The organism is Streptomyces qaidamensis (assembly GCF_001611795.1).
In the GTDB taxonomy this organism is placed as follows: Bacteria; Actinomycetota; Actinomycetes; order Streptomycetales; family Streptomycetaceae; genus Streptomyces; species Streptomyces qaidamensis.
Genome location: NZ_CP015098.1, coordinates 5,010,036 through 5,023,840 on the forward strand (window position 1 = coordinate 5,010,036; position 13,805 = coordinate 5,023,840).

Genomic DNA, 13,805 nt, shown 5'->3' on the forward strand with positions numbered 1-13,805 from the left:
TGTCCCATGGAGGCACAGCACAGCATGACCGAGACCCCGAAGCGCGCCCAAAGGGCTGGCCACGGTGCGGACACGATCTATTGGGACCCCGTCAAGAAGAGCTACGTGGGAGCCGTCTCCCTGGGGTACGCCCCGAGCGGCAAACGCCGTCGACCCAAGGTGTACGGCAAGACGAAGACCGAAGTTCGCCAGAAAATCCGGGACCTGAAGAAGGAGTTGCAGACCGGCGTCAAGGCGCCGGCCAACTACACCGTGGCCGACGCGGTGAACGACTGGTTGGAGCGCGGGCTGAAAGGGCGCGACGAGAAGGGCACCATCGGCAAGAACCGCTCGATGGCGAATAAGCACCTGATTCCGTTCATCGGCAAGGCCAAGCTGAAGGAACTCAGCGCGGACGATGTCGACGATTGGTTGGACGACAGGGCTGAGTTCCTCGCGACGCGGAGCCTGCGCGACCTGCTCGCCATCCTGCGCCGCTCCATCGCGCACGCTCAGCGCAGGGACAAGGCTGCGCGGAACGTCGCCCTACTCGTCACCGCGCCGGAGGGGCGCCCCGGCCGGCCGAGCAAGGCACTAAACCTGGAGCAGGCGAAAGCCGTGCTCACCGCCGCGCGTTCGTCACGGCTGTACGCCTACCTCGTGCTCTCACTCCTCAGCGGTGTGCGCACGGAAGAGGCGCGCCCCCTCACCTGGGACCACGTCTTCCTGGAGACGATGGACGGCATCCCGCCCCACGTCGCGGTGTGGCGTTCGGTGCGCAAGCACGGTGAGACCAAGACCAGGAAGAGCCGCCGGACCATCGCCCTGCCGAAGCAGGTGGTCGACGTCCTCGAAGAGCACATGCGATGGCAGAAGCAGGAGCGGGTGTCGAGAGGAATGGAATGGAGCCCGACCGGCCGCGTTTTCACCACCCGGAGCGGCGAGCCGCTCGACGCGGCCAACGTCCGACGAGACTTCAAGGCCATCGTGAAGAAGGCCGGACTGAAGCCTGAGTGGACCCCGCGGGAGCTTCGGCACAGCTTCGTGTCCCTGCTCTCCGACCACGGCATACCGCTGGAGCGGATCGCGCTCTTGGTCGGTCACAGCAGTCAGGCGACCACAGAGGCGGTCTACCGGAAGCAGCTCCGGCCCGTGATCACGCAGGGTGCCGAAGCGATGGACGACATTTTCGCGTGCGTCCGTGGGAGCGTCCACGGCGACGAGGCGACAAGTTCCGCTGGACCGGCAGCGAATAGCTGACGGATTCGGCCTACGTACGAGGAAGGGGCAGGGCGGGCCGCCGGAGTAGGCGGCCCGCCCCCTCTCATGTTGACCCACGCAGAGCGGGCCATATAGGTGCCATCCGCCGTTCTCGGCCTCTTGCCGGGAGTGCGAGGAACGTCGGACACATCGGGCTAGGAGCGAAACATCCCGGCCAAAGAGTCAGAGTACGCGTATTGGCTATCTATGTCTACGAACCCTGAGGGACTGTTCTAAAAGAGGCTATTCAGTCATTCTGGTGAAGCTAAGTGGTGGCCATGCCTTGCCGGGAGTGGTGGTCGCCAGTCACTTCGGGCTAAGGGGCGTTTGCCATGTTCGTACTGTGTTATCTGTTGTCGATCTTGGGATTCGTGGCCACGTGGGCATACGGCGTCATCGCTCGGGCGTACCGTACGGGAGCTGATCCGGCCTTCGGGAGCCTCGGAAACTTTCTCTGTTTCCTCTTCCTTGTCTGCTTCATCAACCTCATGGCGATGAACTACGCGAAGGGGCACTTGTCGCTCAGCACGAAGCAGGGGCTGCTTGCCTCGTTCCTCTTCGGTGGGGCCGTCGGAGGGTTGGTGATGCCGCTGCTGATGGTCTAGATCATCTTGGTGAGCTGAGATTGAGGGCTGATCCACTCCCGTCGGCCCCCTGTTTGGCCCCCCGGGCATGACAGAGGCCCATTCGCGATCACGCGAATGGGCCTCTGACCAGCGTCGGGGTGGCGGGATTTGAACCCACGACCTCTTCGTCCCGAACGAAGCGCGCTGCCAAGCTGCGCTACACCCCGATGTCGCTGCTGTCGCGGCGACGACGTTTACTTTAGCCCACCGGTGGCTAGAGACGAAATCCGGTTTTACCGCGGTGGCGGAGCGGGTTCGGGCGGGCGTGGTCGAGGGCCACGAGGAGCACGGCCAGGGCGTAGAAGGAGAGGCCCAGGAGGAGGGCGTTGCCGAGGACGCGCTTGAAGCCGTCCTGGCCGACGTCCAGGAACGGGTAGAGGTAGCGGTCGGGCGTGCCCGGGAGGAGCAGCTCGCCTCGGGTGAGGCAGAAGGCCAGGTAGACCATGGGATAGAGGAGCCACGTGCTGGCCTGGCGGAGGTGCATGCGGCCGGGGGACGTGAGCAGGAGCCAGTCCAGTACCGCCGCGATCGGGGTCACGGTGTGCAGTACCGCGTGGGAGAGGGCCTGCAAGCCCGTCGGGGCGGCGGCCTCGCCCGTGAGGGAGAAGGGGCTCGCCTCGTTCGCCAGGAGCAGGTGGTGCACCAGGGCCGCGATGACGACGTAGAGCAGCGTCGCCCCCAGTACGGCGCCCGGAAGGGGCCGGCCGGCCGACGATGCGCGGCGGGCCGAGAGGGCCATGACCAGCGCCAGCAGCATGTTGCTCTGGATTGTGAAGTGGCTCAGGACCCGGGACGGGTCGCCGAGGAGCAGTGCGAGCGTCACGCCCACGGCCGCCGCGAGGGCGATCAGCAGGCGGAAGGCCGCGGCCGCGGGGCGGCGGACCGGGGTGACGACGGCCGTGGCGGGCACAGGGGAGGGCTTCAGTGCCGGCGGGGACGGGATCGCTGGGAGGTCCGGGATGTCCCGGGGTATCGGGGCGGTCATGCCCCCACGCTGGCAGAAACGGACATAGGGGGCGATGCGGGCAGGGCTGTGTGGGTTACCCGGTCCCGACCAGTCCTCAGCCTCCGGCTCCCAGCCTCCGGCCCTCAGCCCTCGGCTCCCAGCCCTCGGCTCCCCCTCGGTCCCCAGCCCTCGGTCCCGACCAGCCCGACCAGTCCCGCCCGGTCCCGACCAGCCCGACCAGTCCCGCCCGGGCCCTCTGCGTTACCCTCGCGGGTCCTCGTCGCGCCCGACCAACGTCAGCAACGTGGCCTCCGGCGGGCACGCGAACCGTACCGGCGTGTAGCGGTTCGTGCCGCAGCCCGCCGACACGTGCAGGTACGACGTATTGCCCTCCGCCCGGTGCTGGGACAGACCCTTCACCCGGTCCGTGTCCAGGTCGCAGTTGGTGACCAGGGCGCCGTAGAAGGGGATGCACAGCTGGCCGCCGTGGGTGTGGCCGGCCAGGATCAGGGGGTAGGCGTCGGCCGTGAAGGCGTCCAGGGTGCGCAGGTAGGGGGCGTGTACGACGCCCATGGAGAAGTCCGCCGCCTCGGACGGGCCGCCGGCCACCTGCGCGTAGCGGTCCCGCTTGATGTGCGGATCGTCCAGGCCCGTGAGCTCCACCGAGACGCCCTCGAGCTTGAGCTCGCCACGCGAGTTGGTCAGGTTGAGCCAGCCCGCCGCGTCGAAGCCGTCCCGCAGGTCCTCCCACGGGTTGTGCACCACGCCCTCGGCCGGCGCGTTGCCGTTGAGCCCGTGGCGGCCCTGGGCCTTCTCGAACAGGTAGCGGGCGGGGTTGCGCAGCTTGGGGCCGTAGTAGTCGTTGGAGCCGAAGACGTACGCGCCCGGGAACTCCATCAGGGGGCCGAGTGCATCCAGGACCTCGGGGACGCCCTCCGGGTCGGACAGGTTGTCGCCCGTGTTGATCACGAAGTCGGGGCGCAGGCCCGCCAGCGACCGCAGCCAGCGCTGCTTCTTGCGCTGGCCCCCGACCATGTGGATGTCGGAGACCTGCAGCACACGCAGGGGGCGCATTCCCGGGGGCAGGACCGGGACGGTGACCCGGCGCAGGCGGAAGGAGCGGGCCTCGAAGCCCGCCGCGTACAACAGACCGGCGGCGCCAGCCGCCGCGATTCCCAGGGGGACTCCGTATCGCGCGCGCATACGACCATCGTGTCAGACCCCGGGCGTCGCCCGTGCCCGGCCGGCGCCCGAAATCCCCTGAGCGCACCGGCCCTTCGGCCGTGCCCCCTTAAATGAAGGGGCGCTCTTCCTCCCGCACCTGCGACAATCGGCCCCATGACCACGCTCAAGTCGAAGCTGCAGGATGACCTCAACGTTGCGATCAAGGAGCGCGACGAGCTGCGCTCCTCGACGCTCCGGCTGACGCTCGCCGCGATCACCAAGGAGGAGGTCGCGGGCAAGGAGAAGCGCGTGCTCTCCGACGACGAGGTGCAGAAGGTGATCACCCGGGAGGCGAAGAAGCGGCGTGAGGCGGCCGACGCCTTCGCGCAGGGTGGCCGTACCGAGCAGGCCGAGCGGGAGAAGGCGGAGGGCGAGATCCTCGCCGCGTACCTGCCGCAGCAGCTGTCGGACGAGCAGCTTCAGGAGATCGTCGCCCAGGCCGTCGAGGAGGCGAAGGCGGCCGGTGCCGAGGGGCCGCGGGCCATGGGCGCGGTCATGAAGATCGTGAACCCGAAGGTGGCCGGGCAGGCCGAGGGCGGCCGCGTCGCCGCCGCGGTGAAGAAGCTGCTGGCCGGCTGACCTGGTGGTCGGCCCGAACGTGCTGCCGACCGGCTGACCGTTCAACCGGACGACGACGGCCCCTTCCCACCCACGCGGGTAGGAAGGGGCCGTCTCCGTTCCGTCACACCGCCGATTCAGCCGAACCGGCGGTGTGACGGAACACCGGCGGCTCAGCCGAACCGGCCGCCGTTGCCGTTGCCGCCGCCATTGCTCTGGCCCCGGAAGAACCCCTCCGGGATGGAGAACGAGGGTGTCGGGAAGGGCTCGCCGCCGCCTCCGCCGTTGTTGTTTCCGCCGACCAGGCCGCCGATGACGTCGTCGCCGTTGCCACCGTCGTCGCGGCCGCCGCCGCCGTCCTCGTCCCCGTCACCGCGGTCCCGCGGCTTGCTGTCGGGGATGTGGACGGTGTTGAAGTTCTCGACGGGCTTGCCCTCCAGCGCGCCGGACATCATGTCGCCCCAGATCGGGCCGGGGACCTCGCCACCGAAGACCTTGCCGTACGACCGGCCGCCGATGGTGATGCCGACCATCTTGCGCTTGTGCGCGGGGTCGCCGACCCAGACCGCGCCGGCCATGTTCGGCGTGTAGCCCACGAACCAGGCCGCGTAGCGCTCGTCCGTCGTACCGGTCTTGCCGGCGCTGGGACGGCTGCCGAGGCCGGCCTTCTTACCCGTACCGTCCTCGACGACGCCCTTCAGCAGCGTGTTGATCGTGTCGGCGGTGTTCTCCGACATGGCGCGCGAGCAGGTCGACTTCGGCACCTCCAGCGACGAGGTCTTGGCACCGACCCGCCGGCTGACCGACTCGATGGCGACCGGCGTGCAGTACATCCCGCGCGAGGCGAAGGTCGCGTACGCGTTCGCCATGGTCAGCGGGGACATCTCCTGGGTGCCGAGGGCGATGGAGGGCACCTGGGGCATCTTGTCGCCGTCGGCCCGCACGACGCCCATCTTCTTCGCCATCGTCGTCACCGGGCAGATGCCGATATCGCTGATCATCTGCACGTAGTAGGTGTTGACCGACTTGGCGGTCGCCTCCCGCATGTCGTACGGGCCGACCTCGGAGGAGTTCTCGTTCTCCAGCTTGGCCGGCTTGTTGCGGTCGTTCACCCACCGCTTGCCGTCACAGGCCGAGACCGGGCTCGGGTACGGCATCTGGTACGGCGACGAGTACACCTTGTTCGCCGGCATGCCGTCCTCGATGGCGGCGGCGGCCACGATCGGCTTGAACGTCGAACCGGGCTGGTAACCCATGCCGCCGCCCATGTCGCCGTCGACGGACAGGTTGAGGGTCGTCTCGCCCTTCTTGGTGTTCACGCCGTAGGGACGCGACTGGCCCATGGCGACAATCTTGCCGGTGCCGGGCTGGACGAGGGTGGCGGCGGTGGCCACGTCGTCACTCTGGTAGACGTGGTCCTTGATGGAGGCCTGCGCCGCCTTCTGGGCCTGCGGGTCCAAGGTGGTGCGGATGGTGAGACCGCCTCGGTTCCAGATCTTCGCGCGCTGCTCCTTGGTCTTGCCGAAGACCGGGTCGGTCAGGAAGACCTCGCGCACGTAGTCGCAGAAGAAGCCCGCGCCCTTGACCGCCGTGATGCAGCCGTTCTTGGGCTTGCTGACCTTCAGGCCGAGCGGCGCCTTCATCGCGTCGGCGGCCTGCGCCCTGGAGATGTCGCCGACGGCGGCCATGCGCTGCAGCACGGTGTTGCGGCGCTTGGTGGCCTCCGTCTCGTCGTTGACCGGGTCGTACCGGCTGGGCGACTGGACGATGCCGGCGAGCAGGGCCGCCTGCTCCAGGCTGAGGTCCTTGGCGGACTTGGAGAAGTAGCGCCGGGCCGCGGCCTCGACGCCGTAGGCCTGCTGGCCGAAGAACGTGATGTTCAGGTAGTTCTCGAGGATCTTCTTCTTGCCCAGCTCCTCCTCGACCTGGATCGCGTACTTGAGCTCGCGGATCTTGCGGCCGATGGTCTGCTGCGTGGCCTGCGCGACCTTGGTCGGGTCGTTGCCCGCCTCCTCGACGAAGACGTTCTTCACGTACTGCTGCGTCAGGGTGGAGGCGCCCTCGGAGACCCCGCCGGTCTGCGCGTTCTTGTTGAGGGCGCGCAGGACGCCCTTCAGGTCGACCGCGCCGTGCTGGTAGAAGCGCGAGTCCTCGATCGCGACGATCGCCTTCTGCATGTAGGGCGAGATGTCCTTGAGGGGGACCACCGTGCGGTCGCGCGAGTAGACCGTGGCGATCTGGCCGCCGTCGGCGTCGAGGATCGTGGTGCGCTGACTCAGCGGCGGGGTCTTCATGTTGGCCGGGAGCTCGTCGAAGCTCTCGACCGATCCCTTGGCCGCGAGTCCCAGCGCGCCCACCGCCGGGAGCGCGATGCCGGCCAGCACGGCTCCCGCGAGGACACTGACACCGAGGAACTTGGCGGCCTGCTGCGTGGGAGACAGACCACCGCCCGAGCGCTTGTTTGGCATGAGGGCAGCCTACGTTCTCATTCGCCGGACAGGCGTATAGGCCTTGGCCTAAGCTGCTCTCAACTGTCACAGCAGTGAGGTCACGTATCAATACGTCCGGCGACCCCGAATCGTTCTGGGTGTTCCCCAACTTTTTTGGTGGGGCCGTGTCCGAATCCGCCTTGTGTGTCATGCGGCGTCCGTTGTGACGCAGCTGAACTGTCCCGGTTTGCCGGGAAAGTTACGTATGCCGCCCGCTCACTCCCCCGGGTGATCTGCCGCTTACCCATAGTCCGTTCGGGCCATTCAAGATTGGGCCCGAAGGGGGTGTTGCGCTGTGCCCACCTTCCGTAACGTCCTCAACTGGCGGCGGTGAATATGCCGCTGCCGCCGTGGGGGAGCCTCGATTCGGGAGAGGACGGCGCCGGTATGGGCTGGGTAGTCGACTGGAGTGCGCAGGCGGCCTGCCGCACTACCGATCCGGATGAACTGTTCGTTCAAGGAGCAGCGCAGAACAGGGCCAAGGCGGTGTGCACCGGTTGCCCGGTGCGCACGGAGTGCCTGGCCGACGCGCTCGACAACCGCGTCGAGTTCGGTGTGTGGGGAGGCATGACGGAGCGGGAGCGCCGCGCACTGCTGCGCAGGCGTCCCACGGTGACCTCCTGGCGCCGGCTGCTGGAGACGGCGCGCACGGAGTACGAGCGGGGGTGCGGTGTACTGCCCCTCGACGACGACGAGATCTACGAGAACTACGCGGCGGTGAGCTGAGGAGTCCCTCTCGGGAGCTCCCCAGGTCTCTGAGGGCCCCTTCCGGGCCCTTCGCCATCACCAGCGAGTGCGTGGCCGTGGCTCAGGCGCCCTGCGCCCTCGCCGGGTTGCCCTCAGGCAGTCGCCTCGGGCGGTTCCGGCCGGTCGGCGGGGTCGGGCAGCTCGCGCTCGTCGGCCGCGAGCCGGTCGCCGATGGTGCGCAGTCCCGTGAGGTCGTGCACGTCGCCGGGCAGTGCGGCCACTTCCGTCACGGCCACCTCGGGGTGCAGCGCGGTGAAGCGGTCACGCGTGCGCTGCTCACGGGAGAGCAGCTGCATACGATCGGCGTGCAACCTCAGCAGGCCTGCCGTGAGCTGGTCGACGGACCGCTCGGTGTCCTCGGCGTCTTCGGTGGGGGAGCCACCCTCGGGAGCCGATGCCGGAGCCCCAGCTGGTGTTCCGGGCGTGGGAGAGTCTGAACTGTCCTGTGCGTCGGGGGAGTTACGAAGTACTGCTTTCCCGCCCTCCTGATCCACAATGCGGGGCTCTTCAAGATTTTCCGCGGCGGCGAGCGCCCGCTCGGCCGACAGCCGGCCGGCGCCGCTGCCGTGCACCCGGTTGAGCACCAGACCGGCGAGCGGCATGTTCTCGGCTGCCAGGCGTTCCACGAAGTACGCGGCCTCGCGCAGTGCGTCCCGCTCCGGCGCCGCGACCACGAGGAACGCCGTGCCGGGCGCCTGGAGCAGCTTGTACGTCGCGTCCGCGCGGGTGCGAAAGCCGCCGAAGGTCGTGTCCATCGCGGACACGAACGTCTGGACGTCCTTGAGGAGCTGACCGCCGAGCAGCTTGCCGAGGGTGCCGGTCATCATCGACATCCCGACGTTCAGGAACTTCATCCCGGCCCGGCCGCCCAGCTTCGCCGGTGCCGTCAGCAGCCGGATCAGCCGGCCGTCCAGGAACGAGCCGAGCCGCTTGGGCGCGTCCAGGAAGTCCAGCGCCGAGCGGGACGGCGGCGTGTCCACGACGATCAGGTCCCACTCGTCCCGGGCGCGCAGCTGCCCGAGCTTCTCCATCGCCATGTACTCCTGCGTGCCCGCGAAGCCCGCCGAGAGCGACTGGTAGAAGGGGTTGCCCAGGATGGCGGCCGCCCGCTCGCGGTCCGCGTGCGCCTCGACGATCTCGTCGAAGGTGCGCTTCATGTCGAGCATCATCGCGTGCAGCTCGCCGCCCGCGGAGTCGTCGATGCCCTTCACCCGGCGCGGGGTGTTGTCCAGCGAGTCGATGCCCATGGACTGGGCGAGCCGGCGAGCCGGGTCGATGGTCAGGACGACCACCTTGCGGCCCCGCTCGGCGGCGCGCAGGCCCAGGGCCGCCGCGGTCGTGGTCTTGCCGACCCCGCCCGAGCCGCAGCAGACCACGATCCTGGTCTTCGGATCCTCCAGCAGCGGATCGACGTCGAGCAGACGCGCCGGCGACAGACGGTGGTGGGCCGGGTCCGGACGACTCATGACATCCCCTGCTTCCGACTCATCATGACGGGCCTTGCGGGCCTTGCCTGTCCGTCCTGGCTCATGACACGCCCTGCTCGCGCAGCTCACGGGCCAGCTCGTACAGCCCCGCCAGGTCCATGCCCTCGGCGAACAGCGGCAGTTCGTGCAGCGGCAGGCCCAGCTCGGCCAGGACCGCGCGCTGCTCGTGCTCCAGCGTGTACCGCTCGGCGTACTCCTCGGCCTGCGTGAGCAGCGGGTCCACCAGCCGCTCGGCGTGCCCGCCGCGCCGCGCCCCGCCGAGCCCCGCGGACGACAGGGACCGCGCGACAGTGGAACGCGGGACCGTCCGCAGGAGTTCCAGGTCGGTCTCGTCCAACACCTCCGGCCGGACCATGTTCACGATGATCCGCCCCACCGGCAGCCGGGCCGAACGCAGCTCGGCGATGCCGTCCACGGTCTCCTGGACGGGCATCTCCTCCAGCAGCGTCACCAGGTGCACGGCCGTCTCGGGCGACTTCAGCACCCGCATCACGGCCTGCGCCTGATTGTGTATCGGGCCGATCTTCGCGAGACCCGCGACCTCGTCGTTCACGTTCAGGAAGCGCGTGATCCGCCCGGTCGGCGGGGCGTCCATGACGACGTAGTCGTAGACGAACCGCCCGCTGCGCTCCTTGCGGCGCACGGCCTCGCACGCCTTGCCGGTCAGGAGGACGTCCCTGAGGCCGGGCGCGATGGTGGTGGCGAAGTCGATCGCGCCGAGCTTCTTCAGGGCCCGTCCGGCGCTGCCCAGCTTGTAGAACATCTGGAGGTAGTCCAGAAGGGCCAGTTCGGGGTCGATGGCGAGTGCGTACACCTCCCCGCCCCCGGGTGCTACCGCGATTTTCCGTTCCTCATAAGGCAGCGCTTCCGTTTCGAAGAGCTGCGCGATGCCCTGACGGCCCTCGACCTCGACGAGAAGCGTCCGCTTCCCCTCCGTGGCCAGGGCCAGCGCTAGGGCCGCGGCCACCGTGGTCTTGCCGGTACCGCCCTTGCCGCTGACGACCTGGAGCCTGCTCACGTATTCGAGCCTAACCAGTTCGTGCCCGGGCTACGCGGGAGGCTGTGGATAACCGGTGCGGTGGTGGGCCGCGTAGCCCCTGCCCGCCAGCGGCTAGAGTCGGCCGCATGACCAAGTGGGAATACTCAACCGTGCCGCTGCTCGTCCACGCCACGAAGCAGATTCTGGACACCTGGGGCGAGGACGGCTGGGAGCTCGTCCAGGTCGTGCCCGGGCCGAACAACCCCGAGCAGCTCGTCGCCTACCTGAAGCGGGAGAAGCAGTAGTGGGCGCCGTGGAGGCCAAGCTGGCCGAGCTCGGCCTGAGCCTGCCCGACGTGGTCCCGCCGCTCGCCGCGTACCAGCCGGCCGTGCAGTCCGGCCCGTACGTCTACACCGCCGGGCAGCTCCCGATGGTGGACGGCAAGCTTCCCGTCACCGGCAAGGTCGGCGCCGAGGTCACCCCGGAGGAGGCCAAGGAGCTGGCACGCACGTGTGCGCTGAACGCCCTGGCCGCCGTGAAATCCGTCGCCGGTGACCTGGACCGCATCGCGCGCGTGGTGAAGGTCGTCGGCTTCGTGGCCTCGGCCTCGGACTTCACGGGCCAGCCCGCGGTGCTGAACGGCGCGAGCGAGCTGCTCGGCGAGGTCCTCGGCGACAAGGGCGTGCACGCGCGCAGCGCGGTGGGCGTGGCGGTGCTGCCGCTGGACGCACCGGTCGAGGTCGAGATCCAGGTGGAGCTCGCGTAGCACCCGGCCGCGCACCCCGTACCCCGCCCTCTTCGATGGCCCCAGCTGCGGATTCCGTCCCCGGGGCCACTCGAACATCCACCCGTCACGGGATAGCCTCGCGCCCATGGCGAACGGTCAGTGGTATCCCCCGGAGTGGCCGGACCGCATCCGCGCACTCGCGGCCGGCACCCTCACCCCGGTGACCCCGAAGCGCGCGGCCACCGTCATGCTCCTGAAGGACACCGGCAGTGGCACGGCCGTCCACATGCTGCGCAGACGCGCCTCCATGGCCTTCGCCGGAGGCGCGTACGCGTATCCGGGCGGCGGTGTCGATCCGCGTGACGACGACCACCACGTCCGCTGGGCGGGCCCCACGCGCGCGTGGTGGGCGGACCGGCTCGGCGTCGACGAGACGGCGGCCCAGGCGATCGTCTGCGCGGCCGTACGTGAGACGTACGAGGAGGCGGGCGTGCTGCTCGCCGGGCCGGCCGCCGACGCGGTCGTCGGTGACACCACGGGAGCCGACTGGGAGGCCGACCGGGCCGCGCTGGTCGCCCGGGACCTGTCCTTCGCGGAGTTCCTGGACCGCCGCGGCCTGGTCCTGCGCTCCGACCTGCTCGGTGCCTGGACCCGCTGGATCACCCCGGAGTTCGAGTCCCGCCGCTACGACACCTGGTTCTTCGTGGCCGCGCTCCCCGAGGGACAGCGCACCCGCAACGCCTCCACGGAGGCGGACCGTACGGTGTGGATCGCCCCGAGCGAGGCAGCGGCCGGGTACGACCAGGGCGAGCTGCTGATGATGCCGCCGACGATCGCGACCCTGCGCCAGCTGACGGCATACGGGACGGCCGCGGGGGCACTCGAAGCCGCCCCGGGGCGTGACCTCACGCCCGTCCTGGCCACCGCCCGCCTGGTGGACGGGGAGATCGTGCTCTCCTGGCCGGGCCACGACGAGTTCACCAAGCACATCGCGACCGGTGGAGCCACCGCATGACGGACGCAGCCGCCCTTCCCGGCCAGCCCCGCGGAGGGGTCCTCTCGGGGCCCGCCACCGCGCGGGCCGTGAACGTCCTGGCCCCCAACGCCTCGGCGATGACCCTGGACGGCACGAACACCTGGATCCTCTCCGAGCCCGGCTCGGACCTGGCCGTGGTGGTCGACCCGGGTCCGCTGGACGACGGGCACCTGCGCCGGGTCGTCGCCACGGCCGAGCAGGCGGGCAAGCGTGTCGCGCTGACCCTGCTGACCCACGGCCACCCCGACCACGCGGAGGGCGCCGCCCGGTTCGCCGAACTGACCGGCACGCGCGTGCGTGCCCTCGACCCGGCACTGCGGCTGGGCGAGGAGGGCCTGGCCGCCGGGGACGTCATCACCACCGGCGGTCTGGAGCTGCGCGTCGTACCCACCCCCGGCCACACCTCCGACTCCCTCTGCTTCCACCTCCCGGCCGACCGGGCGGTCCTCACCGGCGACACGGTCCTCGGCCGCGGCACGACGGTCGTGGCCCACCCCGACGGGCGTCTCGGTGACTACCTGGACTCCCTGCGCCGCCTGCGCTCCCTCACGGTCGACGACGGCGTCCACACGGTCCTGCCGGGCCACGGCCCCGTCCTGGACGACGCCCAGGGCGTCGTCGAGTACTACCTCGCCCACCGCGCCACCCGCCTCGCCCAGGTGGAGACGGCCGTCGAGGACGGCTACCGCACCCCGCCCGCGGTCGTGGCGCACGTCTACGCGGACGTGGACCGCTCCCTGTGGCCGGCTGCGGAACTGTCGGTGCGGGCGCAGATGGACTATCTGGAGGAACACGGGCTCATCTAGGCCCGCCGCGGACGCGGCCGGGGCCCTCAGGGGCGGGGCGTCTTGACGCCGTGCACGCGCGCGTACTCCCCGGCGAGCCAGGGTCCGAGATCGCCGACGTACGCCGCGAGCACGGCGGCGTCCCCGGCCGGCTCCAGCCCCAGGGCGGCCGCGGCCCGCAGCTGCTCGCCACGCTCGGGGTAGAACCCGGCGAAGACCTCGGCCATCTCGTGCAGGTCGCTGGTCCAGCCGTGCCAGCGGGGCATGACGAGCGTGAAGCCCGTACGGACCAGGTGCCGGGACATGAAGCGCACCAGGGGCCGGAGGGCCTCCTCCGTGTCGCCCGCCTCGGCGATCCGCCGGCGCCAGCGCGGCAGGAGGAGGGTCAGATCGCCGTTGGTCTCGCGGGCGAGCAACGAGTCGGGGCGGTAGCGCGGCAGGTACGCGGCCAGGTCCTCGCCCAACAGCGGTGTGCACAGGCAGGCGACGAACCACCCCAGGTCGTACCTCTCCAGGTCGCTCAGCAGCCGCGCCCGGCTGAACAGCAGGGTGCCGTGCCCGTCGATCTGCCCGAACTCCTCGTCCAGGGCGACGCCGAGCGCCCGGGCGTCGTACCGGTCCGCCCCGGTCGGCTCCTGGTGCAGGGCGAGCAGCAGGTCGAGGTCGCTGCGGCCCACGCGCGCGGTGCCGCGCGGTATCGACCCGTAGAGGTAGGCGCTGTGCAGCCGGTGCCCGAACACGTCGGTCAGCCGTTCGCGCGTCGCGGTGACGACCGGACGGAAGGCCGGGGACACGCGCGCGAGGGAGCCCTCCCGGGTGAGGAAGCCCCGCGCGTCGAGTCCGGGGCGGCGGACGGTGTTGCCGGTCATGCGCTCACGGTGCCGCGCGCAGGGCCGCCGGGGGCGCGCTTTCCGCTTCCTTGACGACTTCGTTGACGACTTTCTTGACGATTCTCTTGACGA

Annotated in this window: 13 protein-coding genes and 1 tRNA gene; 7 read left to right on the forward strand and 7 right to left on the reverse strand. The window is 69.9% G+C overall.

The window, feature by feature from the left end:
* Window positions 1–24: 24 nt before the first annotated feature.
* Complete coding sequence (locus tag A4E84_RS22265) at window positions 25–1,239, forward strand: site-specific integrase (RefSeq protein WP_237304980.1); 1,215 nt, start codon at window positions 25–27, stop codon at window positions 1,237–1,239.
* 719 nt (window positions 1,240–1,958) lie between these two features.
* On the opposite strand, the gene A4E84_RS22275 is transcribed toward A4E84_RS22265, so the two are convergent.
* The 3 genes from A4E84_RS22275 to A4E84_RS22285 form a co-directional block, all read right to left on the reverse strand.
* Window positions 1,959–2,032 (reverse strand) — tRNA-Pro (locus tag A4E84_RS22275).
* A gap of 47 nt (window positions 2,033–2,079) precedes the next feature.
* Complete coding sequence (locus tag A4E84_RS22280) at window positions 2,080–2,850, reverse strand: Pr6Pr family membrane protein (RefSeq protein WP_062928281.1); 771 nt, start codon at window positions 2,848–2,850, stop codon at window positions 2,080–2,082.
* 222 nt (window positions 2,851–3,072) lie between these two features.
* On the reverse strand, window positions 3,073–4,014 hold the full coding sequence (locus tag A4E84_RS22285; protein WP_062928282.1) for a metallophosphoesterase: 942 nt from the start codon (window positions 4,012–4,014) through the stop codon (window positions 3,073–3,075).
* A gap of 135 nt (window positions 4,015–4,149) precedes the next feature.
* Between A4E84_RS22285 and A4E84_RS22290 the strand changes: the two genes are divergently transcribed.
* Entirely contained in the window at window positions 4,150–4,614 is a 465-nt protein-coding gene (locus A4E84_RS22290) for a GatB/YqeY domain-containing protein (RefSeq protein ID WP_062928283.1), read from the forward strand.
* Between the two features lie 152 nt (window positions 4,615–4,766).
* Here A4E84_RS22290 and A4E84_RS22295 read toward each other — a convergent pair whose 3' ends face one another.
* Window positions 4,767–7,061: a transglycosylase domain-containing protein gene (locus tag A4E84_RS22295; RefSeq protein WP_062928284.1), complete on the reverse strand. Its 2,295-nt coding sequence runs from the start codon at window positions 7,059–7,061 to the stop codon at window positions 4,767–4,769.
* Between the two features lie 408 nt (window positions 7,062–7,469).
* Between A4E84_RS22295 and wblA the strand changes: the two genes are divergently transcribed.
* Entirely contained in the window at window positions 7,470–7,808 is a 339-nt protein-coding gene (gene wblA, locus A4E84_RS22300; RefSeq protein ID WP_030846174.1) for a transcriptional regulator WblA, read from the forward strand.
* 113 nt (window positions 7,809–7,921) lie between these two features.
* Here wblA and bagB read toward each other — a convergent pair whose 3' ends face one another.
* Both bagB and bagA read right to left on the reverse strand, forming a co-directional pair.
* The gene (bagB, locus tag A4E84_RS22305; RefSeq protein WP_062928285.1) at window positions 7,922–9,295 is read right to left on the reverse strand and encodes an ATPase BagB; all 1,374 of its coding nucleotides are present in this window, start codon (window positions 9,293–9,295) and stop codon (window positions 7,922–7,924) included.
* A 61-nt stretch (window positions 9,296–9,356) separates the two neighbouring features.
* Window positions 9,357–10,334, reverse strand: a complete 978-nt coding sequence (gene bagA / locus A4E84_RS22310) for an ATPase BagA (RefSeq protein ID WP_062928286.1) — start codon at window positions 10,332–10,334, stop codon at window positions 9,357–9,359.
* A 107-nt stretch (window positions 10,335–10,441) separates the two neighbouring features.
* On the opposite strand from bagA, the gene A4E84_RS42365 reads away from it, so the two are divergent.
* From A4E84_RS42365 to A4E84_RS22325, 4 genes are all read left to right on the forward strand, one after another.
* Window positions 10,442–10,600 (forward strand): DUF4177 domain-containing protein, encoded by a 159-nt coding sequence (locus tag A4E84_RS42365; RefSeq protein WP_097218487.1) that lies wholly within the window; start codon window positions 10,442–10,444, stop codon window positions 10,598–10,600.
* A complete protein-coding gene (locus A4E84_RS22315) occupies window positions 10,600–11,061 on the forward strand; it encodes a RidA family protein (RefSeq protein WP_031115991.1) in 462 nt (153 codons plus the stop codon). Before A4E84_RS42365 ends, A4E84_RS22315 begins: the two co-directional genes overlap by 1 nt.
* A gap of 106 nt (window positions 11,062–11,167) precedes the next feature.
* Complete coding sequence (locus A4E84_RS22320) at window positions 11,168–12,037, forward strand: NUDIX hydrolase (RefSeq protein WP_062928287.1); 870 nt, start codon at window positions 11,168–11,170, stop codon at window positions 12,035–12,037.
* Window positions 12,034–12,864 carry an MBL fold metallo-hydrolase gene (locus tag A4E84_RS22325; protein ID WP_062928288.1) on the forward strand — a complete coding sequence of 277 codons (831 nt, stop codon included), beginning with the start codon at window positions 12,034–12,036 and terminating at the stop codon, window positions 12,862–12,864. Before A4E84_RS22320 ends, A4E84_RS22325 begins: the two co-directional genes overlap by 4 nt.
* A 26-nt stretch (window positions 12,865–12,890) precedes the next feature.
* On the opposite strand, the gene A4E84_RS22330 is transcribed toward A4E84_RS22325, so the two are convergent.
* The gene (locus tag A4E84_RS22330) at window positions 12,891–13,712 is read right to left on the reverse strand and encodes a nucleotidyltransferase domain-containing protein (RefSeq protein ID WP_062928289.1); all 822 of its coding nucleotides are present in this window, start codon (window positions 13,710–13,712) and stop codon (window positions 12,891–12,893) included.
* Window positions 13,713–13,805: the final 93 nt, after the last annotated feature.